This window comes from Roseibium sp. 10G30-5 (assembly GCF_055809635.1).
This window is the reverse complement of the sequence record NZ_CM147918.1, coordinates 993,335-1,020,082: the sequence shown is the minus strand read 5'-3', so window position 1 is coordinate 1,020,082 and position 26,748 is coordinate 993,335. Positions and strand designations below refer to the sequence as shown.

Genomic DNA, 26,748 nt, shown 5'->3' with positions numbered 1-26,748 from the left:
CGGCTTTTTTACGCCGGGGTGTCAGCGCATTTTTTAGATGTTTGTTTTCAATGATTTGCCAGCCTGTTGAACGTTACAAAGCGTAATAAAGCTTTATTTCAACTGAGCCGATCCAGACACTATGTTCCTGCTACCTCGGATCGTTAATGATTCCTGTAAGGGAACGATGGATTTCCGCGTAAGCGATCCCCGAGACGCAATTCGCAAAAAGGCTGGGCAGAATGACTTACCCGATTGATCGCCAGACTACACTCGCTGAGCAGATTACCCTGACGGGGATCGGTGTGCATTCCGGCAAGCCCGCCACCTTGACGCTTTATCCGGCCGACGCCGGGACGGGTATCGTTTTTCAACGCTCCGACAAGAGTGATGCGAAAGATATTGCCGCCAACTGGAAGAATGTCTCCGCAACAGCGCTTTGCACGGTTTTGGGCGACCCTTCCAAGGATGGCATTTCCACCGTCGAGCATCTGATGGCAGCCATCTACGGCATGGGCATTGACAATATGCTGATCGAGATCGATGGGCCGGAAACCCCGATCATGGACGGTAGCAGCACGGTCTTCGTGGAGGCCTTCAAGCAGGCAGGACTGAAGCACCTTGATCGCGGTCGCCGATATCTCAAGATCAAGAAGGCGGTGCGCCTGGACAATGGCAGCGCCTGATGCGAGCTGCAGCCATATGAGGGCACTTATTTCGATATCACCATCGACTTTGAAGCCAAGGTCATTGGTCGCCAGCGTTTTGCCTTTGAGTTGACGCCTGGCGTTTTTGCCCGTGACCTGTCACGCGCGCGCACTTTCGGTCATGTCGAGGACGTCGAGAAGCTTTGGAAAATGGGCTTTGCTATGGGGTCGTCGCTTGACAATTCAGTGGCCATCAAGGGCGATGGCATCCTGAACCCGGAAGGTACACGCTGGCCAGATGAATTTGCCCGCCATAAGGCGTTGGATGCTGTAGGCGATCTGTCGCTGGCAGGCTTGCCGTTGATCGGCATGTATCGTTCCTACAAGGGTGGTCACAAGATGAACCATTCTATTCTCGTCAAGCTTTTTGAGGATCGCAGCGCTTATGAAGTGGTCAGAATCGCCAAGCTTTCGCGAAGCTGGCCTGAGCGGGCGCGCAGGTCTTGTTGGTGCCGTCTACGATCCCAGCCGATCTTAAACACTCCAAGCCTGTTCTTACAGTTTGCTGAAACGGTGATTTTCCGGGCTGATTGGTGGCGATGCCATAAAAAAGCTTAAAAAAACACGGCAGATCGGCAACGGGGCGTGGCGGAGCACGCTCCTATGGGCTAAACAATCGTCCTGAAATTGCAATCAGACGCCTGTTGTGTTCCTTAGGGGAACGCAACGGAGCAAGGAGTGCCAAGGGTGAACTTGACAATGACGCGCAGAACCAACGGTCGACCTCAGTCGGTGAGCGGATTTGTCCGCATTGCCGTTCTCGCTTTGCCGCTGATTGCTGGAGCGTGTGCCCATAAGGACAAGGACGAGCTGGCGCTGACCGACACGCCGCCGGCGGTGCTTTATAATCAGGGCCTTGCCTTGCGCGCTCAAAACAAGTTGCGCCAAGCTTCTGACAAGTTCGAGCAACTCAACAAGACCTATCCATATTCGGAATATGCCAAGAAGTCGCTCGTCAACATGGCGTATGTGAACTTCTCTCGTGGTAAGTACACCGAGGCGATTACGTCTGCGAAACGTTTTATGGCGCTTTATCCGGGCAGTGATGATGCAGCCTATGCGCTCTATATCATCGGTCAGTGCTACTTCAACCAAATGCCGGATATCACGCGTGATCAGGATGTGACGCGTAAGGCGGCAGGTGCCTTTGCCGAATTGTTGCAGCGCTACCCGGATTCTGAGTATGCCTCTGATTCCTCCGAGAAGCTGCGAGCTGCAAAAGACCAGCTTGCCGGCAAAGAAATGCAGATTGGTCGCTTCTATCTAAAAAAGCAGAACTATCTCGCCTCTATCAATCGCTTCAAAACTGTGGTTGTCCATTATCAGACGACCCGTCACGTCGAAGAAGCCTTGTTCAGACTGGTGGAAGCTTACTATGCTCTGGGCGTCGTCTCGGAAGCTCAGACAGCTGCCGCGGTTCTCGGGCATAACTATCCCGACAGCGAATGGTACCATGAAGCCTATGCGCTGTTGAAGAAGAACGGCGTGTCTCCGTCTGAAAACAAAGACAGTTGGATCAGCAAGGCTTTCAGAGGCATCACAGATCTCTGAAGCCGGTAACGGAAGTCGGAGGTGTCCATGCTGGCAGCGCTGGCAATTCGTGACATTGTCCTGATCGATCGCCTGGATCTGGAATTCACCTCGGGAATGTCGGTGCTTACCGGCGAGACGGGGGCCGGGAAGTCCATTCTTCTCGACTCTCTTTCGCTGGCGCTTGGCGGGCGCGGGGATGCCGGACTTGTGCGCCACGGGCAGGATCAGGGACAGGTAACGGCCATCTTTGATCTGGCCGGTGCCCACATCGTGCGTCAGCTTCTGAAAGACAACGGCATTGATGATGACGGCGACGTCATCCTGCGCCGTATTCAGAGTGCTGACGGGCGGACCCGCGCCTTTATCAATGACCAGTCTGTCAGTGTCACGCTGATGAAGCAGGTTGGCTCGCTTCTCGTTGAAATTCACGGACAGCATGATGACCGGGCCCTTGTGGACCCGGAATCGCATCGCGTTGTCGTGGATGCCTTCGGCGGGCTGCGGAGCGACGTCGACAAGGTTTCGGCGGCATATGAGACATGGCGTGCCGCCGAGAAGGCGGTTCGTGACACGCAGGCACGTATCGAACATGCTCGTCGTGAAGCCGATTTCCTGACGTCTTCCGTAGACGAACTCACTCGACTTGCTCCGGTTGCGGGCGAGGAGGAGGAGCTTGCCGCGCGCCGTACCACCATGATGCAAGTGGAAAAGATCGCTGGTGATCTTAATGACGCCTTCGAGACTTTGAACGGCAATGCGTCTCCCATTCCGGAACTTGCCAGTTTGCTGCGTCGGATGGAGCGTAAGGTCGAGCAGGTGCCGCAGTTGATGGAGGCCCCTGTGCGGTCGTTGTCCGGGGCGCTGGATCTGCTGGAAGAGGCCCGCAGTGGTTTGGAAGATGCCTTGCGCCAGACAGACTTTGACCCCGGTGAACTGGAGGGGGCCGAGGAGCGTCTGTTTGCGCTGCGTGCCGCTTCGCGCAAGTATTCGGTCACAGTGGATGAGCTTCTGGCCTTTGCGAGCGCATGAGCGCGGATCTGGCGGATTTGGATGCCGGCGAGAGCCGTCTGGCGCAATTGCAAGGCGCGGCGGATGCTGCCCGTGATGGATATGATGCGAAAGCCGCAAAGCTCTCTGGTGCGCGTAAGAAGGCTGCCACAGCGCTGGAGAAGGCGGTGGCCAAGGAATTGCCCGCCCTCAAACTGGAGCTTGCCCGCTTTCTGGTTGAGTTTGATAGTGCTCCTGACAAACGATCACCGCAAGGGATCGACACGTTGGAATTTCATGTGCAGACCAACCCAGGTACGCGGCCGGGTCCGATCATGAAGGTTGCCTCTGGCGGTGAGTTGTCACGTTTCCTGCTGGCCTTGAAAGTGTCACTGGCCGACAAGGGATCTGCGCCGACACTGGTGTTTGACGAAATCGACACTGGTGTGGGAGGGGCCGTGGCCGAAGCCATTGGCATGCGTCTGGCGCGTCTGGCCGATGCGGTGCAGGTGCTGACTGTCACCCATGCGCCGCAGGTCGCGGCACGGGCGACCGGGCATTTCCTGATCCGCAAGGAGCAGACCAAAGCCAAGACCGTGGCAACGAGGGTTCAGCGTATTGAAGACGACCTGCGGCGTGAGGAAATCGCTCGCATGCTTGCAGGCAGTGTGATCACCGATGAAGCGCGCGCAGCCGCCGGGAAACTGATCCTTCAAGCGGCAAGCTGATCTGGCTACATTGGGCCGAGGCGGTGCTTGGGAAAGCGAATTTGCAAAAGAAAAGGACGAGCCAGCGGGGAAGTGGCTCGTCCTTTATAGGAGGTCAGTTGAACTCGGAGCTGATAGATCAGTTGTCCGTGTTTGGGTTTTTCTTATCAAGCGTTGGGAGCTTGAAGTCCGGTGCCTTCACATCGGGCACCTTGAGCTTGATGGCCAGCTCGTCTTTTTGCTGGAAGAAGCCACCTGCATAGAGTGCAGCTCCACCAGCAATGGCAACGACGAGGGCTCCTGCAATGAACCATCCAGCGGACGATCCATTGGTGCGTGGCGCATTATTTGTGTTTCTTGTAACCGCCATAGGGCTCTCCTGATTTACGTTGGCGAGTTGCCTTTCGTTTAGAGAACTCTTGAGCGCGGCATTCGGTTCCTCTATCCCGTTTTTTAAAGCAATTGTTCTTTCCTGCTGTCGACGCGTTGCGTCGGAGCCAGGAGACATACAATTCCCTGATCTCTCGATAGAGTAGCTGAGATCTGTGATCAGACCTTGGCGTCTTTTGACAAATGGCGTGGCAAATGAGCGACAAACCTTTTTCCGAAATCGCGGTTGACGACCTGGATGAAGCGGGTGCGCGCGCCGAGCTTGAACGGCTGGCCGCTGAGATCTCACATCATGACAAGCGCTATCATGGCGAGGATGCGCCCGAGATTTCGGATGCTGCCTATGATGCATTACGCCAGCGAAACCGCGCTCTTGAAGAGGCTTTTCCGGATCAGGTCCGCCAGGACAGTCCGTCTCAGCGCGTTGGCTCCGCGCCCTCCGAAGCATTCGGCAAGATCCGACACCGGGTTGCCATGCTGTCGCTCGACAACGCTTTTTCGGATGACGACGTGCGCGACTTTGTGGCGCGGGTGCGGCGGTTTTTGAAATTCGATCCTCTGATGGGGGCGCTCGGTGTGACGGCGGAACCCAAGATTGACGGACTGTCTTGCTCGTTGCGCTATGAAAATGGCGATCTGGTCTACGCCGCGACGCGAGGCGATGGCACTGAAGGCGAAAACGTTACGGCGAACGTGCGGACCATCAAGGATGTGCCGGTGAAATTGCCTGCTGGGGTGCCGGAGATTGTTGAGGTGCGCGGCGAGATCTATATGGCGCATGCCGATTTTCAGGCGTTGAACGAGCGGATGGCAGGCAATGGCGGCAAGATCTTTGCCAACCCGCGCAATGCGGCTGCCGGATCGCTGCGCCAGCTCAATTCGAAGATCACGGCGTCACGACCGCTGAAGTTTTTTGCCTATGCCTTAGGGCGAAATGAGCGCTCTGCCCGCAGACACTCAGCTTAAGATGGTGGAAACCTTTGGCGACTGGGGGTTTCAGATCAACGATCACATGAAGCGCTGCGAGAGCGTTGAAGAGCTGATTGCAGTCTATCATGCTATTGAGGAAAAACGCGCAACGCTCGGCTATGACATTGATGGCGTTGTCTACAAGGTAGATCGATTGGATCTGCAAGAGCGTCTTGGTTTTGTCTCTCGTTCGCCTCGCTGGGCAATTGCCCATAAATTTCCAGCCGAACGCGCCTTCACCATCCTTAATGACATCGAGATACAGGTTGGTCGGACAGGCGCGTTGACGCCGGTAGCCAAGCTGGAGCCGGTGACTGTTGGCGGCGTCGTCGTTTCCAACGCCACGCTGCACAATGAAGACTACATCAAGGGTATTGGGCCGGACGGAGAACCCTTGCGTGAGGGCAAGGACATTCGCAAAGGCGATACGGTGATTATTCAGCGTGCTGGCGATGTGATTCCGCAGGTGGTCGATGTTGATCTCGACAAGCGTGCCGAGGATGCGGGTCCTTTCGTGTTTCCCACTCTTTGTCCTGTCTGTGGCAGTCACGCCGTGCGCGAGGAAAACGAGAAGACCGGGCGTCGCGATGCCGTGCGCCGTTGCACCGGCGGGCTTGTCTGTGCGGCGCAGGCCCGCGAAAAGCTCAAGCACTTCGTGTCGCGCAATGCCTTTGACATTGAGGGATTTGGCGACAAGCAGGTGGACGCCTTTTTCGACGAGGATCTGGTCACAACGCCGGCGGACATCTTTACTCTGGAAGCGCGGGACAAGCAGGGCCTGACCAAACTGCGCAATCGTGACGGCTGGGGCGCGGTGTCTGCCCGAAATCTGTTCGAGGCGATCAACGAGCGTCGGATGATCGACCTGCATCGCTTCATCTTCGCTCTCGGCATCCGTCATATTGGTGAGGGCAATGCCAAGTTGCTGGCGCGGGCTTATGGAAGCTGGACCGCGTTTTCCGAAGCGATGATGGCCGCCGCCGATCATGAGAATGAAGCCTGGGCTGACCTGAATGACATTGATGGTGTCGGGTTGATTGTTGCTGAGGCGGTCACCGAGTTCTTTGCCGAGGCTCACAATCGGCAGGTTCTGGAGGCTCTCCTTGAGGAGGTTACGCCGCAGGACCCGGACCCGATTGATGCAGGCGACAGCCCGGTTGCAGGCAAGACGGTTGTCTTTACCGGTTCGTTGGAGCGTATGACACGCGATGAGGCCAAGGCGATGGCTGAACGCTTCGGGGCCAAGGTCTCGGGGTCCGTTTCCAAGAAAACCGATCTTGTGGTTGCCGGGCCGGGGGCTGGTTCCAAGTTGGCCAAAGCAGAGCAATTGGGCGTAGAGGTCATTTCGGAAGATGGCTGGTTTGATCTGGTGGGAGTTTCGTAATGGCCCAAGATGATTCCCGCTTGCGGGTCATGAGCGCTCCTCCTCACAGCGCCGAGGACGAGGGCAATGATGATCTTTTGCCCGAGGAGCGGCGCGCCCGGACAACGGCCCGGTTGCGTTCAGAGACTGGTATTGATGAAGCGTTGATCCAGCGGGTTGTGCACCGGTTTTACGACCGGGTGCGGGAAGATGATCTGATCGGACCAATCTTTGCTCACCGCATCTCGGATTGGGAGCCTCATCTGGACCAGATGTGTCTGTTTTGGGCATCTGTCACCTTGGGCAGTGGCAATTACGCCGGACGTCCCATGCCCAAACATATGCCTCTGCCAATTGATGCGGTTCATTTTGATCGCTGGTTGGCGTTGTTCGAAGAAACTGTCCGCGTGGAATGCAACGAAATTGCCGCAGATTACTTCCTCCAACGCGCACACCGCATTGCATCCAGTCTGGAAATGGGTGTCGCCAGCGCAAATGGCGTGATCCTGAACAAGGGGCAACGCTTTCTGCGTTGATACGTTTGTATCGGTGCACAGCAGGGCGTTGTGCAGCGGTAATACCCGTCAGAACGATGGCAAGGCAACAACAGGTTCCAAATGAGTTCAGCTTCCACTTCGACCACCTATCTCCCTGTTTCCGTTGTCATTCCGGTGAAAAACGGTGAGGAGACGCTTCTCGAAACTCTGGAGAGCCTGTCGTCTCAGACGTTTGAGGATTTTGAGGTTATTGTCGTCGACGATGGTTCCGAAGATGGAACATGGCAGCTTCTTCTGGATTTTAAACAACGCGATGATCGGCTGGTGCTGCTCCGGGCAACAGGCCGGGGCATCAGCGATGCGTTGAACCAGGGCATTGCGCAGGCGCGGGGTGAACTGATCGCTCGTCTCGATGCCGATGATCTGTGTGCACCGGAGCGGCTGGAGTTGCAGGTCAAGGAATTTGAACGGCGCGATGGGTTGGTTTTGCTTGGAAGCTATGCAGAAACTTTTTCCGTCGACACGACGATCGGTGAGAAGATGGCCCCGCATATCGGCGACGCCTATTTGCGCAAGGCGATCAAGCGCGAGGCAACCTTCGCTCACCCAACGATCATGTTCCGCAAGTCTGCCTTCGACAAGATCGGCGGGTATCGCAAAATCTTCGATGGAGCAGAAGACCACGATCTATATTTGCGCCTCGCGCGCGTTGGTGAGATCGACATACTGCCGAGCTATCTGCTGAAATACCGCATGCATGACAAACAGGTAACCCGCGTAAATAAATCTGAGGGTCAGCGAGCTTCGTTGGCTGCACTTTATGCAGACCATTGTGTCACAAAGGGCAAGCAGGATCCGGCTGATGTTGCGCTGACTGTGAACGAGTTATTGTTGGATTTTGCTTATGCTCTTGCACGAAACGAAATTCTTTTGCAAATGAACTTAAAGATTTTTATACGACTACTTGAGATCATACGTATTGATTCTGATAGTATTAATTTTTCTAGATTAAGAAGGGATCAAGCTATTCGAACTCTTATACGGCATAGATTTTTTGTTAGCGCGTTTAAGGTTTGGCGTAAAAGTTTTTGGATTTTTCGAGGGTCGAAAAAGTAAAAATATTTAAATCTTACAATTTAATATTAGTAACGCATCTAATTATAAATTTGAAATAATATTTCATGCGAGTGTTAAAAATAAGACTTTTTTTAATGCTTTTATTATAGGTGATTCCTACCGAATGTTCAAAGTTTATGCCATGCTTTTCTTTGTAATATTGATGATATACGTCACTAGCTTGCCTAAATTTCTTGTAGTGATTTGAGTAGACCGGCTTATGATGAATAAAAGAGGTTGGGGATACGGTAATTCGAAGATTTTTATTTTGGGCCTCTAGAAAATAATCGACGTGTTCATGGCCTATTTTAATTTTATCATCGAATTTGATCATACGAGTGCTTTCTCGTCGTGCTATGTAGCAATTTAACACCAGATCATAGAGTGGAAGGCCATTGAAAAAACCTCGACTTTTCCCAGAATAGTGTGTTGCATGCCCGTTAGAAATATTAAAAGTTCCTGCGTATATCTTTTCTCCTCTATAGTACTCTTTTTTTGGTCTATAGTCTAACATTCGAAATGCAACAATATCAAATCCCTTATTTTCTATTATTTCTAAGATCGCTTCAATGTTGTGATCGCTTGAGAAAAAATGGTCATCATCTATTAGTGCGTAATAGGGCGTTGATACATGCTCTATTGCTTTATTTCTACCATACGATAGGCCGCTATTGTAGGGGAGTGAAATTACCATTAAATTTTTATCTTGAGGGCATGAAAAAGGTATCTTACTGTCATCAGCTAATATTATTGTTGCTTTTGGAAGTATTTTTCGAATACTGTTTATGCAACGCTTAACCATATCAGGACGTTCAAAAGTTTTTATGACGAAGCTTACTTTTTTTCTATTGATTTCGTTTTTTCCACTTTGTCCTCCAATTTATTCGTTAAATTTAATTTTGGAGAATAGGCGGCTCTAGGTCTTGACATCAATTAAATAACGTAACTTTTCCCCAAGCACTCAGAGTGAGATCGCTTCTTCTATGGAAATCTGTCGTTCCTGCCTCGCAGTGGCCGCTTTTGTTGCTATATTGTTCCTGCTCGCGTACCTGATACTCCAGACTGACGGCAGATATGATGGCAGACCCGAACGGGTACACGGATTTTTATGATGATGATGACTTTCCCAGCGATTTCAAGGATCCGCCGCGACAGGCACCCGATGCTGTGCGGCCATCGTCCGGAGGAATTGCAGCGCGGGCCATGGCGGCCCGGCAGGGCGGCGCTCCCGATTATCTGGACGGTCTGAATCCGGAACAGCGTCAGGCCGTTGAAACCTTGAATGGACCTGTGTTGGTGCTTGCAGGCGCGGGCACTGGCAAGACGCGAGTGTTGACGACACGTATTGCACATATCCTTGCCACAGGGTCGGCACGCCCCTCGGAAATTCTGGCGGTGACCTTTACCAACAAAGCGGCCCGAGAGATGAAGAACCGGATTTCCGGCTTCATCGGCGGTCATGTTGAGGGGATGCAGTGGCTGGGAACCTTTCACTCCATATGCGTCAAGATCCTGCGCCGTCACGCAGACCTTGTCGGTCTCAAGTCCACGTTTTCCATTCTCGATACGGACGATCAGATCCGGTTGATCAAACAGATCATTGACGCCGAAGGGCTTGATAACAAGCGCTGGACGGCCAAGGCCTTTGCCGGCCTGATGGACAGCTGGAAAAACCGGGCGCTGACGCCCAATGAGGTGCCCGAAGCGGAAGCTGCGTCCTTTGCCCATGGTCTGGGGCGGAAGATTTATGCCGACTATCAGGAACGAATGTCGATTTTGAACGCAGCTGATTTTGGCGATCTGCTGCTGCATGTGATCACGCTGTTCAAGGCCAACCCGGATATCTTGCGCGATTATCAGTCGCGTTTCCGCTACATGCTGGTCGACGAATATCAGGATACCAATATTGCGCAGTATCTGTGGCTGCGCCTGTTGGCGCAGGGCAATCCAAATGTGTGCTGCGTTGGGGATGATGATCAGTCGATCTATGGCTGGCGCGGGGCCGAAGTCGACAATATCCTGCGCTTTGAGAAGGACTTCAAGGGCGCTGTCGTGATCCGGCTGGAGCGGAATTACCGTTCAACCAGTCACATTTTGTCGGCTGCCTCGCAGTTGATTGCCCATAACGAAGGGCGACTTGGCAAGACCTTGTTTACAGATATCGAGAGCGACGATCCTGAGAAGGTCGCGGTTGCCTCTGTCTGGGATTCGGAGGAGGAAGCACGCTCGGTTGGTGATGAGATCGAGGCCTTGCAGGGGCAGGGACATGCACTCAACAACATGGCTATTCTGGTGCGTGCTTCCTTCCAGATGCGCGAATTTGAAGATCGCTTCGTGACCCTGGGGTTGAATTACCGGGTCATTGGCGGTCCGCGGTTTTATGAACGTTTGGAAATTCGCGATGCGATGGCCTATTTCCGTTGCGTTGTGGAGCCGGCTCACGATCTGGCGTTTGAGCGGATCGTTAACACGCCAAAGCGCGGGTTGGGCGAGGCAACCTTGAAGCTGGTGCATGGGCTTGCGCGCAAGGAAGGCATCCCGCTGATGCAGGCAGCCTTCCAATTGGTGCAGACGGAAGAACTGAGGCCGAAAGCACGCAATACGTTGCGTGATGTGCTCGCGCAATTCGAACGCTGGAACAAGCAGGTTGCCACCTTGTCGCATGTCGAGCTGGCCGAAATCGTGCTGGACGAAAGCGGTTATACGGAGATGTGGCGCAAGGATCGGTCCGCCGAAACGCAAGGTCGTCTGGACAACCTGAAAGAGCTGATCCGCTCCCTTGAAGAATTTGAAAGTCTGGCGGGCTTCCTTGAACATGTGTCGCTGGTGATGGATCGTGACAGCGATGAGAACAACGACGCTGTGTCGATCATGACTTTGCATTCCGCCAAGGGACTTGAGTTTGACACAGTCTTTCTTCCAGGCTGGGAGGAAGGGTTGTTTCCGCATCAGCGCGCGCTGGATGAAACGGGCCGTGCCGGATTGGAAGAAGAACGTCGTCTGGCCTATGTGGGTGTGACACGGGCGCGCAAGCGGGCAAAAATCTACTTTGCCTCCAACCGCCGCATTCATGGCCTCTGGCAATCCACCATCCCGTCGCGATTCCTGGATGAATTGCCCGCAGACGATGTTGAAATCGTTGAGAGCTCTTCGAACTACGGTGGCTATGGCGGCGGCGGATATGCGCGCGGTGGTCTTGGCTCGTCCCGCTTCGAAAATCGCGATCCCTTCCAGAATACCTATTCCACGCCGGGGTGGCAGCGGGCGCAAAAAGCTCGTGCCGCGCAGGATGCGGTTGCCTCGCGTTCAAGCGATTTTCATTCAACGCGGACCAAGCGCCGTGGTCCAACGACCATCGAAGGCGAATTGGTGGCGAAATCCGTCAGTCCCGGCGGATCGGATTTCACGCTTGGCGAACGGGTGTTTCACATCAAGTTCGGCTACGGCGCCATTATCGACATTGAAGGCAACAAGTTGACTGTCGATTTTGAAAAGACAGGCGCGAAGAAAGTGATCGACAGCTTTGTAGAACGACACTGACGCAGGCCGTGCGCTTGGGTGAGCCAGTTCTCACTGTTATGGTCCGGTTGCCTCACTACGCGATGCCTGCGTTCATGGTCTTGCGTCAATGGTTTTCCGTGCACTTTATCTCCCGTTATCGACCTGATCTGCGGGTGTATATCCACGAGCGGGCGCTGCATTGATTTGCTCGTGCCTATTTGTGGAGTGTGCCATGAGACTGAAAAATCAACAGGTGTTATGAAACTTCCGTCGCGGCGGGAAGCACTTTGCGGCAAATGTGTTGATACGGAAATATCTCAAGCATTTCCTTTTGTTTCTGCGTGTTTAAGACGGTTGTTGAGGGCCAAAAGTGTACATTTTTTAAGATGCAACGCTGCCGTAAATCTGCATATCTATTTCCATGACACGCACAGAACATATTGTCGTCGTCGAAGACGACGAGGAAATCGGCCAGCTGATCGAGCAACATCTAGTCGGAAACGGCTGGAAGGTCAGTCTGGCCCATAACGGCGCCGAGCTGGACCGCATCATGGCCGCTTCGCGTATTGATCTCATGGTTCTCGACCTGATGCTGACCGGCGAAGATGGCCTCAGCATCTGTCGCCGGGTTCGAGCCGCCTCTACTTTGCCGATCATCATCGTGTCGGCAAAGTCGGACGACTTTGACAGGGTGGTCGGATTGGAAGTGGGGGCGGATGATTATCTGGCCAAGCCCTTCAATCCGCGAGAATTGATTGCCCGGGTGCGAGCGATGTTCAGGCGCATGGAAATGGGCATGACAACACCAGCAGTCAGTGGCAAGGTGCTGAGCTTCGAAGGGTGGGAACTCAATACCACTGTGCGCACGGTCAAGAACCCGCAAGGCGCAACCATTACTTTCACTCCGGCGGAATTTGACCTCTTGCAGGTTCTCTGTGAACGTCATGGACGTGTTTTGAGCCGGGAGCAATTGATCGATCTGACCCACGGCACACAACAGTCAGCCAGCCGGGGCCGCAACATTGACATTCTGATCAGTCGGGTGCGCAGCAAGCTTGAAGCCGCCGGTGCCGATTATCAGTTCATCAGGACCGTGCGTTCGGGTGGATATGAATTTGTAGCGGATGTGAAAAGCGCTTGAAGCCAATCTTATCCAAAATGATGCCGCACGGGATCGTTGCCCAGATCACGCTGATCATGTTGACAGCAGTGCTGTTGTTGAGCTGCGTTTTCTGGTTGATCTTCTACATCTCCCGCCCGGCACCACCGGATAGCTCTACCGTTATGACAGCCTTGCGCCAGACTGTGGCCGTGGTGCAATTGAATGCAGCGACCAAGGCGGATCGCGCCGCTTTGGCACGTAAATTGATGAAAGAAGACAATGGCCTGAACCTGTCCTTTCCGGTGCAGCCGGATGTGACGAGCAGTAAGGAAGATGCCGGGTTTCATCATCTGCCGTTCTATGAAACGGCTCTTGGCGATGATATTTCGCTTGTTGCGGTTGTCGACCATTTGACGTCTGCCAAGAAGCAGCAGGATTCCCCGCCTCATCTGATTTTCCGGCTGCGAGACGGCACGTATGTGCGTGCTGAAGTGGCTCCTCGTCACACGCCGATGCTGATGGGCGATCCGCTTTTTCAGATGTTGATCTTTGTTGCAATCAGCCTTGGTGTTGCTTTTCATCTGGGTGACGGCAACCGTGGTCAAGCCTCTGTCGGCATTGGCATCAGCGGCGGCCAAGTTCGGAGATCGTTCCACCCGAAGTGTGCCGGTGCGCGCTAAGGGCCCGCGCGAAGTGCGGGAAGTCGCCAATGCTTTTAACCGCATGCAGCAGCGTATTCAGGAGTTGATCGAGCGCCGAACCCGCATGTTGACGCATGTGGGGCATGATTTGCGCACGCCTTTGACCCGGCTTCGCTTGCGCATTGCGCTGATGAGCGATGACGAAATCAAACGACGCAACCTGGAAGATCTGTCGCTGATGGAGGTGCAGATCAATGGCGCATTGACGTTCCTGCGGGAAGGGCGCACCAGCGAGCAGGAAACCCGTATTGATTTGAGCAGCTTTCTCTGGGGCATTCAGGATCAGTTCGCCGACCTTGATTTCGATCTTAAAATGCAGTGTGAAAAAGGCTTGAGCCTGAGTGCGCGGCCGACTGAGCTGATGCGCGCCATTGTCAATCTGGTGGAGAACGCGCGGCGCTATTCAGATGATGTGTGTCTTTCGGCGCGAGAGATAAAGAGTGAAGACACGGTCGCTATCGAGGTGCGAGATCATGGTCCCGGTATCGCCGAAGCCGACAGAGAGCGTCTCATGCTGCCGTTCGAACGCGGTGATGAAGCCCGTGCGATTTCGGAGAAAACCACCTTTGGCCTGGGTCTGTCGATTTCCAAGGCAATTGTCGAGGCACATGGCGGGCTGGTTCATTTGACGGAAACGCCCGGCGGTGGTCTGACCGTTCGTCTGTTGCTGCCCAGACAGTAATAAAAAGCATCGCTGGGGCTGGCTGAGTGGCGAGCGGACCGTTATACCCGTCGCCAAGATCTATTTAGACACAGGCTGAGGGCTTCATGCAGACCGTCAAGGTTCAGGTGACCACGAACGCAGTGGACGCCAAGACGATTTCACAGATCCTGGAAGAGGCATACGAGGTGGACGGTAATCCCGTCACGCTCTATGAAATTTCGGAAAAGGACAAGACCTGGGCTGCCGAAATTCTGCTGTTCGAGCAGGAGGCCGACGCGGCCCTAGACGACGTGCGTGCCTGTGTGGGGGATGCCTTCCCGGACGCCCTGTTTGAAGCAGCTGAACTGCCGGAAGACATGAACTGGGTGGCCAAGAGCCTGGAAGGCTTGAAGCCCGTCAAGGCAGGACGTTTCTTTATTCATGGTCGGCATGACCGTGACAAACTGCGCCCCGGTGTCATCGGCATCGAGATTGAGGCCGCTCTGGCTTTTGGCACCGGTCATCACGGTACGACAGCCGGCTGTTTGCAAGAAATCGACCGATTGTTCAGCATGCGCCGGTTCAATCGTGTCCTGGATTTGGGCACGGGCACGGGCGTTCTGGCCATCGCCATTGCCTTGATGAACCGCCAGCCAGTGCTGGCAACGGATATTGATCCGGTGGCCACAAAGACGGCACTGGAAAATGCGCGCGCCAATGGTGCAGGGCATATGGTCTCTGCCTTTACCGCAAACGGTATGCAGGATCGCCGCTTCAAGAATTATGGTCCGTTTGATCTGATCGTTGCCAATATTCTGGCAAAACCACTGATGAAAATGGCGAAATCCATTGCAGCCCAACTCGCTGACAAGGGTACGCTGGTCTTGTCCGGTCTGCGGATCGAAGATGGGCCGCGCATCCTGTTCGCCTATAAGACGCAGGGCTTTCATCTGGTGCGGCGTTTAGAAAAAGATGGTTGGCTGACGCTGACATTGATCCGCGGTCGCCAGGCGGTCTGACCCTCAAGCCAACACATTGGAAATGCAATGCGGCGGAAGAGCAAATGCTTTCCGCCGTTTTTGTCTGGCGCCCATTGATCAGGCCGAGCACATACAAAAAGAGCGCGGTGGGGGTCACCGCGCTGCTTTTTCAAGATCAGGATCAGGGGCCGGCTGCGATCAGAGGATCGTGTGAGCCGAGCCTTCCTTTTCGATTTCAGCGCGGTCAAGACCGTGTGCTGCAAGTGTTGCGTCGTCAAGCGACAGAAGGTAGCCGTTGACGTAACGACGGGCCTGCTTTTCGCGAGCTTCGATCATGCGGTCAAGAGCGCGACGGAAGGTCCCGCCATGAGTGTTGTGCCCGGCACCGACAGTTGTTGTAGCAATAGCCATGGTCAATTCTCCATGCGTTTCAGTGGTTTGGATCTCAGCTTGCTTGTTTTTGGTCTCGCTTCGATCTCTGTTGCACCTAATATGGAGGCATGCCTCAAAAATGAGTAGCGCGTATTCTGCATGGCTGTCTTGCATTGTGGGCATGTGCGAAGAAAACGTGTTGCATTGCAATAACTTTTACGGTCTCGGCAAGCATCAGAAAGTCGGGAAATGACTTGATCAGGCTGGGGGGAAACACTAGCTTGCCTGCATGTTCCAGTCATTTGATGATCAAAATGATCCTTCCTGCGGGGCGCCGCGTGCAGCGCTTCTCAGAGCAGAGCTGAAGCGACTCGGGCTTCATGGTTTTCTGATTCCCAGAGCAGACGCCCATCAGGGCGAGTACGTGCCGGACAGTGATTGTCGCCTGCAATGGCTGACGGGCTTCTCCGGATCGGCAGGGGTTGCAGCCATTCTGGGCGAAGAGGCTGCCATCTTCGTTGATGGCCGTTATACCATTCAGGTACGCGAGCAGGTGGATGCAACTGTGTTCCAGCTGCTGCATCTGATCGAAGACCCGCTGTCAGGCTGGCTTGCGGCAAATCTGAAGCCGGGACAGAAGCTCGGCTATGATGCCCTGCTGCACAGCGTGCGGGAAATCCGGACGTTGCAGAAGGTCTGCGATCGGGTCGGGGCAGAGCTTGTGTGTTTGCAGTCCAACCCGGTTGATGCGGTCTGGGAAGATCGCCCTGAGCCGCCGCTTGGACAGGTGTCGCTACACGCCGAAGACCTGGCCGGCAAGGCTGCGCTTGCCAAGATTGCCGATTTGCAGACAAGCATTGCCGATCGGAATGCTGACGCTTGTGTTCTGACACAGCCTGATTCCATCAGCCTGTATTGCTGAATATCCGTGGTGCCGATGTGCCGCACACGCCGCTGCCACTGTCCTTCGCCATTCTGCCGAGTACGGGCAAGCCCCAGCTCTATATCGACGGTCGCAAACTCAGCAATTCGGTGCGCAATCATCTGGCAAGCATGGTCGATCTTGATGAACCGTCAGGGTTTCGTCCGGGCCTCAAGGCGCTTGGAGAAAAGAATGCCCGGGTGATGATTGATCCGGCACTCGTGGGCCAGGGTATTGCCAACGACATCACGCAGGCTGGTGGCACACTGGTCGAAGCATCAGATCCTGTGTTACTGCCCAAGGCGGTGAAAAACCATGCGGAGATCGATGGTGCGCGTGCCGCACATGTGCGTGACGCCGCGGCCTATATCCGTTTCCTCGCGTGGTTCGACGAAGCCGTACCGCTGGGCGATCTCGACGAAATCAGTGTCGCTGAAAAGCTGGAAACGTTTCGGCGCGAAACCGGTGTGCTCAAGGATATTTCCTTCGACACGATTTCGGGCGCGGGTGCCAATGGGGCAATCTGCCACTATCGGGTCAACCGGGATAGCAATCTCAAGTTGCCGGAAAATCGCCCCTATCTGATCGACAGTGGGGCTCAATACGAAGATGGAACCACTGACATCACCCGCACCCTGGCGGTGGGCGAGATGACAGACGGCATGAAGCGGCATTATACGCTTGTGTTGAAAGGCCATATCGCCATTTCCCTGGCGCGCTTTCCCAAAGGCACAACCGGCGCACAGCTTGATGCGCTGGCCCGCATTGATCTTTGGAAGGCAGGACTGGATTTCGACCATGGCACAGGCCATGGCGTTGGTTCCTATCTCTCTGTCCATGAAGGTCCGCAACGTATCTCCAAGGCTGGTCATGTGGCGTTGCAGACCGGCATGATCCTGTCCAATGAGCCGGGCTATTATCCGGAAGGCCAATACGGCATTCGTCTGGAAAATCTGGAGCTGGTGACAGAGCCTCGCGCCGTCGAAGGGGGCGAACGTCCCATGCTTGGATTTGAGACGCTGACCCTTGTGCCATTCGACCGCCGTCTGATCGATGCAGAGCTGCTCAGCGCGGCCGAGCGCAAGTGGTTGAACCGCTATCACAGGAAAGTCCGTGATGTGATCGGCCCGCTTGTCGACGACAAGTCGCGCAGTTGGCTGGACGAGGCCACGCTCGACATCTGAGGGCAGAGGCAAGGCGGCGACCTTTGGGTGTGCTGCCGATGGAGCGATGACTTATGATCAAATGCCGGCCTCGGCAGGGGCCGGTATTTTTGTATCCGGGGTCAAAAGTCACCGGACACGATGAGAAATAATTTTGCAGTGTGAGCAATTCGCATCGCTCACGCGCCAAGGCGAAAGCGCGAATCAGCGAAAGCCGGGATTCGCCGCTAAAGCTAAAAAGTGATTCATTTCCAAGGCATTTCCCTGACTTTCGCTTTCTTCCAAGTGAAGATTGACGCTACGGTATGTTTCGGTCAGAAATTTATCCACAGTGTGCTGGGGCGTGGCATTTCAGACCGTTGTCAAATGTAAAATGCGTTTTTTGAAGCTTTTGGGGAGAAGTGTACGGGTTTTCCCTTGATTTTGAAATTGGCAGGGTTCAGACCAAGCCGCAGATCCCAAAGTTCGGACACTAAAGCATGCCAACAGGCGACTGGGAGGGTGTGTGCCGATGCTTTGCGAGCTTTTGCGTCACCCGTCCAAACAAGCCCTAGAAAACTAGAAAAGTTGGGTATCATGTCTGCCGTTGATCAACCGAATGCGAGCGTCGAACCGGAACCTCAAACTGAAAAAGAGTTGCCGGATGAAGCCCGTATCCTGTCTGTCCCATCCTTGTGTCTTATTGCCTTCCTGATCGGTATCGTTGCCGCCATGGGGGCCGTGGTTTTCAGGTATCTGATTTCCATCGTTCACAATTTCATGTTCTACGGCAAATTCTCAGCCTTCTACGATGCCAATGTTTTCGGTGCGCCCAGTGCCTGCAGGGCGCGTTTGTTATTCTGTCTCCAGTCATTGGCGGGCTGGTTGTGGTGTTTCTCGTGCGCACCTTTGCGCCGGAAGCCAAGGGGCATGGCGTTCCCGAGGTAATGTTCGCCATCTACCACAACAACGGCAACGTTCGCGGCATCGTTGCCGTCGTCAAATCGATCGCATCTGCCATTTCCATTGGCAGTGGCGCATCGGTCGGACGCGAAGGGCCCATCATTCAGATCGGGGCGTCTTTCGGATCGACGCTGGCCCGTGCCTTCAACCTGATGCGCTGGCAGAAGATTACCTTGCTGTCGGCTGGCGCGGGGGCCGGCATCGCAGCGACGTTCAATACGCCTTTGGGCGGTGTGTTGTTCGCTGTTGAAATGCTGCTGCCGGAACTCAGCAGTCGCACGTTCCTGCCGGTTGTGGTGGCCACGGCGACAGCGACTTACGTTGGTCGGATGGCCTTTGGTCTGGATCCGGCTTTTGTTGTGCCGGTGGCTGCCGTCTCCCCGGATCATGCGGTGGATGCCGTTCAGTTGATTGCCTATGCCGCTCTCGGTGTCGTTGCCGGTGTGGCGTCCTGGGCGTTCATCCGCACGCTGGCATGGATGGAAGATTTCTTTCCCTCCCTGCCGGTCAATGAATACCTGCAAAACATGCTGGGCATGCTTATCATCGGCGTGATGGCCTTTGGCTTCTTTAAGGTGACTGGCCATTATCACACGCAAGGTGTTGGCTATGCGACCATTCAGGATCTTCTGAATGGAGCTCCTTACGCGCTGTTGTTGATTGTCGCTTTGCTGATCGGCAAGGTGATTGCCACCTCCATCAGCCTTGGCTGCGGGGCGTCTGGTGGCGTGTTCTCGCCAGCGCTGTTCATCGGGGCGACGGTTGGCGCGTTGGTCGGCTCGCTCGGTCAGCACCTGTTTCACGGACACGGGTTCAGTCCGGCCGAATTCGCGTTGGTTGGCATGGGGGCTGTCGTGGGCGGTGCGACAGGCGCTTCAATGACCGCCATCGTGATGATTTTTGAGATGACCCGCGATTATAACGTCATCGTGCCACTGGTGCTTGCTGTTGCCATCTCGGTTGGCATGCGTCGCTATCTGGTGGCGGAAAATATTTACACCATCAAGCTGCGCCACCGTGGCAAAGCTATTCCGTCCAATCGCCACACCAACATGTATCTGGTACGTCAGGCGCATGAATTGATGGCGAAGAATTTCCTCATCCTGCCGTCGGAAACGCCGGTCAAGGATGCCATTATCGAAATGCAAAAGGCGAGTGCTCTGCATATCATCGTGTCGGAAGGCAGCCGCATTGCCGGATCTCGTGCGCTTCGGGACAATTCCATACGAGGCCGACCGGTTTGCCGGGCAAACCTTGCGGGACATTCTTTCACGAGATTTCGTTGTGGCACCGCGCACCAATATTCTCAACTCGATCATCGCGCGCATGAACCAGCGCGGGCGGTCCTACGCCATCATCCTGAATGGTGAAAACAATGGTGTTCCGCGGCCTGAGGATGTGGTCGGCGTGATTGATACGCGCGAGATCGCCAATGCGGTGATCTCCAATCATTACGGTTGAAGACGACCGTTTCGCACCGAAGACACCGAGAACGGGGAGCGCCAGTCGCTCCCCGTTTTTCGTTGTAATGGGGGCAGGGCCTTCACAGCGTTGGGCGATCTGGGATACCAAGGGGGAACTTGGAACCGCTTTGTCATCCGGGCTCCCGTGTGTCAGGCCGTTTCCGTGACGCTCTTTCAAACTCCGGGAAACCAGATGCATGTCCGATCTCACTTTTTCTGCAATTCGAGCGGCCAACCAGTTGCGTCGAACCGAATGGCCCGGCGATGACCAGGCTGGATCTGGCTTTTCGGGCGCTGGAAGTTGCCGGAGAGGCAGGGGAACTGGCGGAGGCGGTGAAAAAGTATCTGCGCAAGGAGCGCGGAATGCGCGGTACGACCGCGACTATCGAGGATATTCGCGCCGAAATGGGGGATTGCATCGTGGCGCTCGACCTCTTGGCAGAGGCGCTGGGAATCAATCTCGGCCACGCGGTTGCCGACAAGTTCAATGCCACCTCACGCAAGTATGGCTTCAAGGCAAGATTGCCTGAAGAAAGCCGTTGAAGCACGGCTCTCACAGACGTGAAACAGATACCTTTTGAGTGTGCAGTTTGGTTGATGACCCTTTTAAAAACGGGGGGTTATCCCATATGGGGCGCTCTGGTTGGAAAAAGTTTCATCTTTGCGCGGAAAAACGCCTCCACAGGCTTGCCCGCACTTGAGGTATGGTGCTCTGTGAGAAAAACATAAACTGGAACTTGAATAGGGATACCGGAAATGTCTTTGGCCGCCTTGCAATCTGTTGTCGCTCGCAATGATGAACAGATCGCCGTTGTTGTGGAAACACTGGCAACGCGGTTTGAGGATCGTTTTTCCAAGGCAGAAGCCGTGCGCCAGCAGCATGGCCATACGACAACCTGGTTGCCGACGCAGATGCCGGATGGTGTCGTCTTTGCCGAGAGCACAGAAGAAGTTGCCGAAATCGTTCGCTTGTGTTCACAGCACGAAGTGCCGGTGATTGCGTTCGGCACAGGATCGTCGTTAGAGGGGCATCTGAACGCACCGGGCGGTGGTATCTCCATTGATTTGTCGCGAATGAACAAGGTGTTGGAGATCAATGCGGAAGATCTCGATTGTCGCGTGCAGGCAGGTGTGACCCGCAAGCAGTTGAACTCGGACCTGCGTGACACAGGCCTTTTCTTTCCAATCGATCCGGGAGCTGATGCAAGCATTGGTGGCATGGCCGCCACCCGCGCCTCGGGCACCAATGCAGTGCGTTACGGCACGATGAAGGATGCTGTTCTGGGCCTGACCGTGGTCACGGCCAGCGGCGAGATTATTCATACAGGTGGCCGGGCAAGAAAATCGTCGGCTGGCTACGATCTGACGCGGCTTTATGTCGGCTCCGAAGGCACCCTTGGGATCATCACCGAAATCGGCCTGCGCTTGAATGGCCAACCGGAAGCCATTTCGGGGGCGTTTGTGCTTTCCCCGACATTACTTCGGCCTGCAATGCGGTAATCATGACCATTCAGTGCGGCATCCCCGTTGCCCGCATTGAGCTTCTGGACGAGCAGCAGGTGATTGCCTGCAACAATTATTCCAAACTGGATCTGGCCGTGACGCCGACATTGTTCGTCGAATTTCACGGGTCTGAGGCAGGTGTTGCGGAACAGGCGGAACTCTTTGGTGAAATTGCGAAGGATTTCGGCGGAGCCGATTTTGTCTGGACCAGTCAGGCAGAAGAACGCACCAAGCTTTGGGAGGCGCGTCATAATGCTTTTTGGGCGTCTTTTACGCTTCGTCCTGGCTGTCAAGGGACTGTCGACGGATGTCTGCGTGCCAATCTCGAAGTTGGCAGACTGCGTGGAGACAACCTCGGATGATCTCAAGCAGCACGGTTTGATTGCCACACTTGTGGGCCATGTTGGCGATGGTAACTTTCATGTCTTGCTGCTGGTCGATGACCAGAGTGAAGAAGAGATCGCGGCGGCGGAAGCCTTCGTGGAACGGCTCAACTGGCGCGCCATCGAAATGGGCGGCACTTGCACCGGCGAGCATGGTGTTGGCCAGGGCAAGATGAAGTACCTGAAGCGCGAGCATGGTGGTGGACTTGACGTGATGCGTCAGATCAAGCAAGCGCTTGATCCGAAGAACATCATGAACCCGGGAAAGATTCTTCCCGACGCCTGATTGACGTGGCCTGTCGCGTGAACAATCAAGCGGCAGGTCTGTTTGAGTAGAAGTCAGCCAGGGGCTGACGTGAGGGCCAGAAGAGTATTGGAAATGGCAGCTCACATGGAAAGAGGACGGTAATGGCAGCCGGTCGACGACGTATAAGTCTGAATTCAATCCTTATCTCGTTTGGGATTGCGATCATCTTTGTGCTCGTTGCTGCGCTTGTCGGTCCCTATCTGGTCGATTGGAACGTTTATCGCTCCAGCTTCGAAAAATATGCAGAGAAGACGCTGGGGCATAATGTCACCGTGCTGGGCTCTGCGGACTTGCGTTTGCTGCCAACGCCTATGGTGTCTTTCTCGGATGTGCGCGTGGGGGATTCCGAAAATCCGTTGCTACGCGTTTCCAAGTTCCAGATGCGCATTGACCTGCCGTCGCTGTTGAAGGGGCATGTGCGGGTTCTGGACATGCAACTGGTGCATCCGCACTTGCAGATCGCGCTGGATGAAGAGGGTCGCCCGGACATTCTCACAGGCTACCGATCACGCAGCATGTTGGCCGAGTTGAACCCGGATGATGTTTCGCTGGACGACACCTCTATTGTCGATGGCGATATTTCGCTGATTGATGCGCGCTCGGGCAAGACCTACCAGTTCAATCATGCCAATCTGACCTTGAGTGCACGCTCGCTGTCCGGGCCGTTCAAGGCGGATGGCACGCTCGGCTATGCCCAGCATGACTATTCTCTCAAGATGTCCACCGGCCACGTGGCCGCCGATGACAGCATTCATCTGAAGGGCGTCGTGACGCCAAAGGACATGGCTGCGGATTTTGCCATCGACGGTCAGTTGAAAATCGCGAACGATATTCCCTCTTTCACCGGCACCTTTGACGCGGCCTCTATCGTCACCAAGAAGAAGCCCGCGCCCAAGTGGCGGCTTGCGGGTAAGCTGAAGGCGACGACCAAGGCGATTGACCTGTCGAAGTATCAGGCCACTTATGGCCCGGATGACCGATCTGTTCAAATGGATGGGGAAGGGCGTATTTCGCTCGCAGGCAAACCGTCCTTTGACATCTCGATGAATGCGGCACAGCTTGACCTTGACCGGTTCCTTGGTGGTGGGGTGCAAACGCCTGTTCCTGTGCGTGAAGTTGGTGCTCAGATTTCAAGCGCTCTCGCCCGCCTGCCGGTTTTCGACATGGATGGCACTTTGCATCTCAGCATGGACAAGTTGGTCGTCGGAGGCAATCTGGCCGACAACGTGGTGTTGAATGCGACGCCGACGCCCGGTGGATGGGAGATCAACCAGTTTTCGCTGACGGCTCCGGGCAGCACGCAGGTTTCGACCAAGGGCTATGTGTCGATTGCCCCCAATCCGGGCTTTCAGGGGGATATAAAACTTCAGTCGAAGCAGCTAAGGCACTTTTGTCGGCTGGCTCAGTGGGCAGGATGATCGGCGGCGTATCGGCACGCCGATCTCTCTGAGTGGCTACATGACAGCGCAGCCGAATGGCTTTGACTTGTCGACGATGACAATGACCCTTCCCGGTGGTCAGCTTGAGGGCAGCGTGTCCTATGCGGCAAACCCGAAGGGGCGCGGCAGGTTGAAGGTGTCGCTTGATACCGACAACGCTGATCTTGACGGACTTGGCCGCTTTATTGCGCTGGTCAAGCAAGATGTGATCAGCTCACGGGGGCCGAATGATGCGGGCAAGGCGTCTGCCAAATCGGCGAAGCAGGCGGATGATGCGCTGCCAGTTGCTATACCGTTTGACCTGGATGTCAATCTGGACGCAGGCGCCTTGCAAATGGCGGGTGTGACGGGCAGGGATCTCTCCGTCAAGGCGTCTTATTCCGGAGACACGCTGCGGGTGGATCGATTGTCTGCAGGTAATCTGGCGGGGGCTTCGCTTGATTTTTCCGGTGAGGTGCAAGACATCTCCACAGCGCCCTCGGGGTCGCTCAGTGGCAAGTTGAGCGCTGACAAGTTGGACGACATTGTCGCGCTTTTGAAAAAGGCCTTTCCGCATACGCCCGGCCTTGATCAATTCGAGCGGACTTCCGGTCTTCTGCAACCCGCGCATTTTCTGGCGGACTTCAGCGCACAGGCCAAGGGACGCAACAGTGCTATTTCGCTGAAGCTGCTGGGCAAGGCAGGGAACACCAACCTGAGCGCCCAATTGGGCATGGGCGGGCGCATCGACACCTGGCGTTCAGCTGATGTGAAGGCTTCTGTCAAACTGTCCAGTGACAATGGCGAAACCCTTATGCGGCAATTCGGGTTCGATGTTCTGCCACTGGACCAGCTTGGCAGCGGCGACGTTGTTCTGACGGCAGAGGGCAAGCCGGGCGATGGTCTTAACGTCGATCTCAAGGCTGCGACGGGTGGCGCGCAGGTCGAAGGGACGGGGACTGTCGCCCTCGCGTCCACAGATATGCCGAGCTATTCTCTGCATGTCACGACCAAAGCAGATGATCTTTTGCCTTTCGCCCTGATGGGCGGTCAGATGATCCCGGTCAGTCTGGGATCTGTGGGACTGACTTCGGAATTCGATCTTGAAGGCAAAGGCAACGCTTTCAAGATCAACAATCTGGATGGCACGCTGGGTCAGTCTGAGTTCAACGGTGATCTGGCGGGAAACTGGACGGCCAATCCCGGGCAGGATGCACGGGTGATCAAGGGCAAACTGTCGATGGGAACGGTTGATCTGTCCTATCTGGCGCAAATTATTTTCGGCAATGATCAGTGGTTCAAGGCAAAAGGGCAGGGCACAGCTGGACCTGCCGGGCACTGGACCAAGACACCATTCGCCGCGCCCCTCTTTCAAGGCACCGATCTGACACTGGATCTGACGAGCGCGGATTTCCGGCTGGCGGATGATCAGACGCTTGGGCGGGCGCAAATGCAATTGCGCATGCGGCCCAATGAGATGCGACTGGACCAGTTCAAGAGCCAAGCGGCAGGCGGCATGTTGTCGGGAAGTCTCGCCGTCCATCGCGATGGCCCGCAGGCCGAACTGACGTCGCAACTGTCGTTGAGCAAAGCACATCTGGCACAGGTTTCCTGGCAGTCTGGTCATAAGCCGGTTCTCGAAGGCACCTTGGATCTGTCGCTTAATCTGGATGGAAAAGGCCGTAGTCTCTCTGGTCTGATGGCTGGTCTTTCGGGTGGCGGGACCGTGTCCATTCATGATGGACGGGCCCATATGCTTGACCCGGATGCCTTTCAGGCCACGGTGGATGCCGTCGACAATGACGGTCTGGCGCTCAAAGATGCGCCCATTCGCAAAGTGTTTCTGCAACATTTGGACGCAGGCGACTTTACCTTCGACCAGTTTGACGGTGCCCTGTCGGTTGCATCGGGTCAGGTCAGTCTGCCGAATATCATCTTGAAGTCCGACGCCACCAATATCTTTGGCTCGGGCCATATGGATTTGGAGGATCTCGCATTGGACAGCCAGATTTCCATGCAGGTGGATGCCAAGGATGCCACTGAGACAGGCGGTGATCCTCAGGTTGACTTTACGTTCAAGGGGCCGTGGGCAGCCCCAAGGCGCAGCGTGGACATATCGCCCATGACTGCCTATCTGACGCTTCGCTCGTTTGAGCGCAAGGTCAAGCAGGTGGAGAAGCTGCAGGCCGAGCAGGCAAAGCGGCGGGCGTTGATGGACAAGCTGGAAGAAGAAACGCGCGAGAAAAAGCGCAAGGAGGACGCCGCCAAGGCGCAGGCTGCTGCTGAACAGAAAAAACAACAGCAGGACAATGCGTCGCCAGAAGAGTCTGTCTCTTCTGACAAGAGCAAGCCGGATGCAAAGCCTCTGACACAACCAGGACAAACGCAAGCGGCTCCAGACCCGGCCGGGCCATCTGAGACCAAAGAGCCGCCCCAAGCGCCTACTGGTCCTTCACAGGATGACGCAGCAAGTGGTGAACGCACTATGCTGAAGAAATCCGACAGCACGTCGCGCGTAAATGTTCGCAAGGTGGATGCAGTGTCGCAGACCCGTCCCACCGCTGACTTTGCGTCATCAATTCGCTCGGTTTTGAGCCGCAGGGACACGGCCAACAAACCGTTGCCGCTTGAAAAGCCGTTCGAGACCACCTCGGCCTCGGCCGCTCCGGCAAATGATGGCAAGCCACTCGACCTGACTCCAATGGGGTCGTTGATCAATCGGTCGCTCAATCAGTAATAAGCCGCCGCAATACCCTTGGCATGTCGATGGCGGGCAAAACGGTGCGCAGTCGTTCTGATCAGGCTTCAATCGTCGTTCAGAGCGTCGCCGTCGACTTTTTCATTTGTGTTGAAAAAATCATCGTCCTCGACAAGGTGTGTTTGCCCGGTGTGTTCCAGAACCTGTCGCAGGGCAAAGACACGCACGGAGGACGACAGGGCGTCGTCGGGATCGCGGGTGTCGTCAATCTGGGCAATCAAAGCAGCGAGTGACATCTGTGCGTCCTCAGCATGCCGATCAATCACCTGCCAGAACAGTGGCTCCAGGGCCAAGCTGGTTCTATGGCCATGCAGGGCGAGGGAACGCTTGAGCAGCACCATG

18 protein-coding genes and 5 pseudogenes are annotated in these 26,748 nt (G+C 55.1%); 19 read left to right on the top strand and 4 right to left on the bottom strand.

Annotated features, from left to right (window positions below; genetic code table 11):
• The first annotated feature begins 221 nt into the window (after nt 1-221).
• The 3 genes and pseudogenes from lpxC to recN all read left to right on the top strand — a co-directional run bounded on the left by lpxC (nt 222) and on the right by recN (nt 3,934).
• Nucleotides 222-1,244: pseudogene (gene lpxC / locus AC0L7U_RS05235) on the top strand (UDP-3-O-acyl-N-acetylglucosamine deacetylase).
• Nucleotides 1,245-1,385: 141 nt separating this feature from the next.
• Nucleotides 1,386-2,237, top strand: a complete 852-nt coding sequence (locus AC0L7U_RS05230) for an outer membrane protein assembly factor BamD (RefSeq protein ID WP_473694349.1) — start codon at nt 1,386-1,388, stop codon at nt 2,235-2,237.
• Between the two features lie 27 nt (nt 2,238-2,264).
• Nucleotides 2,265-3,934, top strand: a pseudogene (recN, locus tag AC0L7U_RS05225) (DNA repair protein RecN).
• 118 nt (nt 3,935-4,052) lie between these two features.
• On the opposite strand, the gene AC0L7U_RS05220 reads toward recN, so the two are convergent.
• Nucleotides 4,053-4,283: a hypothetical protein gene (locus AC0L7U_RS05220; RefSeq protein ID WP_473694347.1), complete on the bottom strand. Its 231-nt coding sequence runs from the start codon at nt 4,281-4,283 to the stop codon at nt 4,053-4,055.
• 215 nt (nt 4,284-4,498) lie between these two features.
• Here AC0L7U_RS05220 and ligA point away from each other — a divergent pair.
• From ligA to AC0L7U_RS05205, 3 genes and pseudogenes are all read left to right on the top strand, one after another.
• Nucleotides 4,499-6,656 (top strand): annotated as a pseudogene (gene ligA, locus AC0L7U_RS05215) (NAD-dependent DNA ligase LigA).
• Nucleotides 6,656-7,171, top strand: a complete 516-nt coding sequence (locus AC0L7U_RS05210; RefSeq protein ID WP_473694344.1) for a group III truncated hemoglobin — start codon at nt 6,656-6,658, stop codon at nt 7,169-7,171. Before ligA ends, AC0L7U_RS05210 begins: the two are co-directional and overlap by 1 nt.
• An 81-nt stretch (nt 7,172-7,252) precedes the next feature.
• Nucleotides 7,253-8,248, top strand: a complete 996-nt coding sequence (locus AC0L7U_RS05205; protein WP_473694342.1) for a glycosyltransferase family 2 protein — start codon at nt 7,253-7,255, stop codon at nt 8,246-8,248.
• Nucleotides 8,249-8,261: 13 nt separating this feature from the next.
• On the opposite strand, the gene AC0L7U_RS05200 is transcribed toward AC0L7U_RS05205, so the two are convergent.
• On the bottom strand, nt 8,262-9,050 hold the full coding sequence (locus AC0L7U_RS05200) for a glycosyltransferase (RefSeq protein WP_473694340.1): 789 nt from the start codon (nt 9,048-9,050) through the stop codon (nt 8,262-8,264).
• A 275-nt stretch (nt 9,051-9,325) separates the two neighbouring features.
• On the opposite strand from AC0L7U_RS05200, the gene AC0L7U_RS05195 reads away from it, so the two are divergent.
• The 5 genes from AC0L7U_RS05195 (at nt 9,326) to AC0L7U_RS05175 (ending at nt 15,214) form a co-directional block, all read left to right on the top strand.
• On the top strand, nt 9,326-11,788 hold the full coding sequence (locus tag AC0L7U_RS05195) for an ATP-dependent helicase (RefSeq protein ID WP_473694338.1): 2,463 nt from the start codon (nt 9,326-9,328) through the stop codon (nt 11,786-11,788).
• Between the two features lie 382 nt (nt 11,789-12,170).
• Nucleotides 12,171-12,890 carry a response regulator gene (locus tag AC0L7U_RS05190; protein ID WP_473694336.1) on the top strand — a complete coding sequence of 240 codons (720 nt, stop codon included), beginning with the start codon at nt 12,171-12,173 and terminating at the stop codon, nt 12,888-12,890.
• Nucleotides 12,887-13,531 (top strand): hypothetical protein, encoded by a 645-nt coding sequence (locus tag AC0L7U_RS05185; RefSeq protein ID WP_473694334.1) that lies wholly within the window; start codon nt 12,887-12,889, stop codon nt 13,529-13,531. The genes AC0L7U_RS05190 and AC0L7U_RS05185 overlap by 4 nt, the downstream gene beginning before the upstream one ends.
• On the top strand, nt 13,419-14,234 hold the full coding sequence (locus AC0L7U_RS05180; protein ID WP_473695666.1) for an ATP-binding protein: 816 nt from the start codon (nt 13,419-13,421) through the stop codon (nt 14,232-14,234). The genes AC0L7U_RS05185 and AC0L7U_RS05180 overlap by 113 nt, the downstream gene beginning before the upstream one ends.
• 86 nt (nt 14,235-14,320) lie before the next feature.
• A complete protein-coding gene (locus AC0L7U_RS05175; RefSeq protein ID WP_473694332.1) occupies nt 14,321-15,214 on the top strand; it encodes a 50S ribosomal protein L11 methyltransferase in 894 nt (297 codons plus the stop codon).
• A gap of 159 nt (nt 15,215-15,373) precedes the next feature.
• On the opposite strand, the gene AC0L7U_RS05170 is transcribed toward AC0L7U_RS05175, so the two are convergent.
• The gene (locus AC0L7U_RS05170; RefSeq protein WP_473694330.1) at nt 15,374-15,586 is read right to left on the bottom strand and encodes a hypothetical protein; all 213 of its coding nucleotides are present in this window, start codon (nt 15,584-15,586) and stop codon (nt 15,374-15,376) included.
• Between the two features lie 250 nt (nt 15,587-15,836).
• On the opposite strand from AC0L7U_RS05170, the pseudogene AC0L7U_RS05165 reads away from it, so the two are divergent.
• The 8 genes and pseudogenes from AC0L7U_RS05165 (at nt 15,837) to AC0L7U_RS05130 (ending at nt 26,385) form a co-directional block, all read left to right on the top strand.
• Nucleotides 15,837-17,653: pseudogene (locus AC0L7U_RS05165) on the top strand (aminopeptidase P family protein).
• Between the two features lie 555 nt (nt 17,654-18,208).
• On the top strand, nt 18,209-18,559 hold the full coding sequence (locus AC0L7U_RS05160) for a hypothetical protein (RefSeq protein ID WP_473694328.1): 351 nt from the start codon (nt 18,209-18,211) through the stop codon (nt 18,557-18,559).
• A complete protein-coding gene (locus AC0L7U_RS05155; protein WP_473694326.1) occupies nt 18,499-19,944 on the top strand; it encodes a chloride channel protein in 1,446 nt (481 codons plus the stop codon). Before AC0L7U_RS05160 ends, AC0L7U_RS05155 begins: the two co-directional genes overlap by 61 nt.
• Complete coding sequence (locus AC0L7U_RS05150; RefSeq protein WP_473694324.1) at nt 19,901-20,035, top strand: hypothetical protein; 135 nt, start codon at nt 19,901-19,903, stop codon at nt 20,033-20,035. Before AC0L7U_RS05155 ends, AC0L7U_RS05150 begins: the two co-directional genes overlap by 44 nt.
• 266 nt (nt 20,036-20,301) lie before the next feature.
• Complete coding sequence (locus AC0L7U_RS05145) at nt 20,302-20,580, top strand: MazG-like family protein (protein ID WP_473694322.1); 279 nt, start codon at nt 20,302-20,304, stop codon at nt 20,578-20,580.
• A 213-nt stretch (nt 20,581-20,793) separates the two neighbouring features.
• Nucleotides 20,794-22,209 (top strand): annotated as a pseudogene (locus tag AC0L7U_RS05140) (FAD-binding oxidoreductase).
• Nucleotides 22,210-22,331: 122 nt separating this feature from the next.
• Complete coding sequence (locus tag AC0L7U_RS05135; RefSeq protein WP_473694320.1) at nt 22,332-23,648, top strand: AsmA family protein; 1,317 nt, start codon at nt 22,332-22,334, stop codon at nt 23,646-23,648.
• A gap of 40 nt (nt 23,649-23,688) precedes the next feature.
• Entirely contained in the window at nt 23,689-26,385 is a 2,697-nt protein-coding gene (locus AC0L7U_RS05130; protein ID WP_473694318.1) for an AsmA family protein, read from the top strand.
• Between the two features lie 68 nt (nt 26,386-26,453).
• Here AC0L7U_RS05130 and AC0L7U_RS05125 read toward each other — a convergent pair whose 3' ends face one another.
• A complete protein-coding gene (locus tag AC0L7U_RS05125; RefSeq protein WP_473694315.1) occupies nt 26,454-26,747 on the bottom strand; it encodes a ribbon-helix-helix domain-containing protein in 294 nt (97 codons plus the stop codon).
• Between the last annotated feature and the right edge of the window lies 1 nt (nt 26,748).

Excerpts from the sequence above, each read along its gene's own strand:
- AC0L7U_RS05220 (WP_473694347.1), bottom strand. The coding sequence starts at position 4,283 with ATGGCGGTTACAAGAAACACAAATAATGCGCCACGCACCAATGGATCG.
- AC0L7U_RS05150 (WP_473694324.1), top strand. The coding sequence starts at position 19,901 with ATGAACCAGCGCGGGCGGTCCTACGCCATCATCCTGAATGGTGAAAAC.
- AC0L7U_RS05190 (WP_473694336.1), top strand. The coding sequence starts at position 12,171 with ATGACACGCACAGAACATATTGTCGTCGTCGAAGACGACGAGGAAATC.
- AC0L7U_RS05200 (WP_473694340.1), bottom strand. The coding sequence starts at position 9,050 with ATGGTTAAGCGTTGCATAAACAGTATTCGAAAAATACTTCCAAAAGCA.
- AC0L7U_RS05230 (WP_473694349.1), top strand. The coding sequence starts at position 1,386 with ATGACGCGCAGAACCAACGGTCGACCTCAGTCGGTGAGCGGATTTGTC.
- AC0L7U_RS05210 (WP_473694344.1), top strand. The coding sequence starts at position 6,656 with ATGGCCCAAGATGATTCCCGCTTGCGGGTCATGAGCGCTCCTCCTCAC.
- AC0L7U_RS05195 (WP_473694338.1), top strand. The coding sequence starts at position 9,326 with ATGGCAGACCCGAACGGGTACACGGATTTTTATGATGATGATGACTTT.
- AC0L7U_RS05145 (WP_473694322.1), top strand. The coding sequence starts at position 20,302 with ATGACCAGGCTGGATCTGGCTTTTCGGGCGCTGGAAGTTGCCGGAGAG.
- AC0L7U_RS05170 (WP_473694330.1), bottom strand. The coding sequence starts at position 15,586 with ATGGCTATTGCTACAACAACTGTCGGTGCCGGGCACAACACTCATGGC.
- AC0L7U_RS05175 (WP_473694332.1), top strand. The coding sequence starts at position 14,321 with ATGCAGACCGTCAAGGTTCAGGTGACCACGAACGCAGTGGACGCCAAG.
- AC0L7U_RS05125 (WP_473694315.1), bottom strand. The coding sequence starts at position 26,747 with ATGGTGCTGCTCAAGCGTTCCCTCGCCCTGCATGGCCATAGAACCAGC.
- AC0L7U_RS05205 (WP_473694342.1), top strand. The coding sequence starts at position 7,253 with ATGAGTTCAGCTTCCACTTCGACCACCTATCTCCCTGTTTCCGTTGTC.
- AC0L7U_RS05130 (WP_473694318.1), top strand. The coding sequence starts at position 23,689 with ATGACAGCGCAGCCGAATGGCTTTGACTTGTCGACGATGACAATGACC.
- AC0L7U_RS05160 (WP_473694328.1), top strand. The coding sequence starts at position 18,209 with ATGTCTGCCGTTGATCAACCGAATGCGAGCGTCGAACCGGAACCTCAA.
- AC0L7U_RS05135 (WP_473694320.1), top strand. The coding sequence starts at position 22,332 with ATGGCAGCCGGTCGACGACGTATAAGTCTGAATTCAATCCTTATCTCG.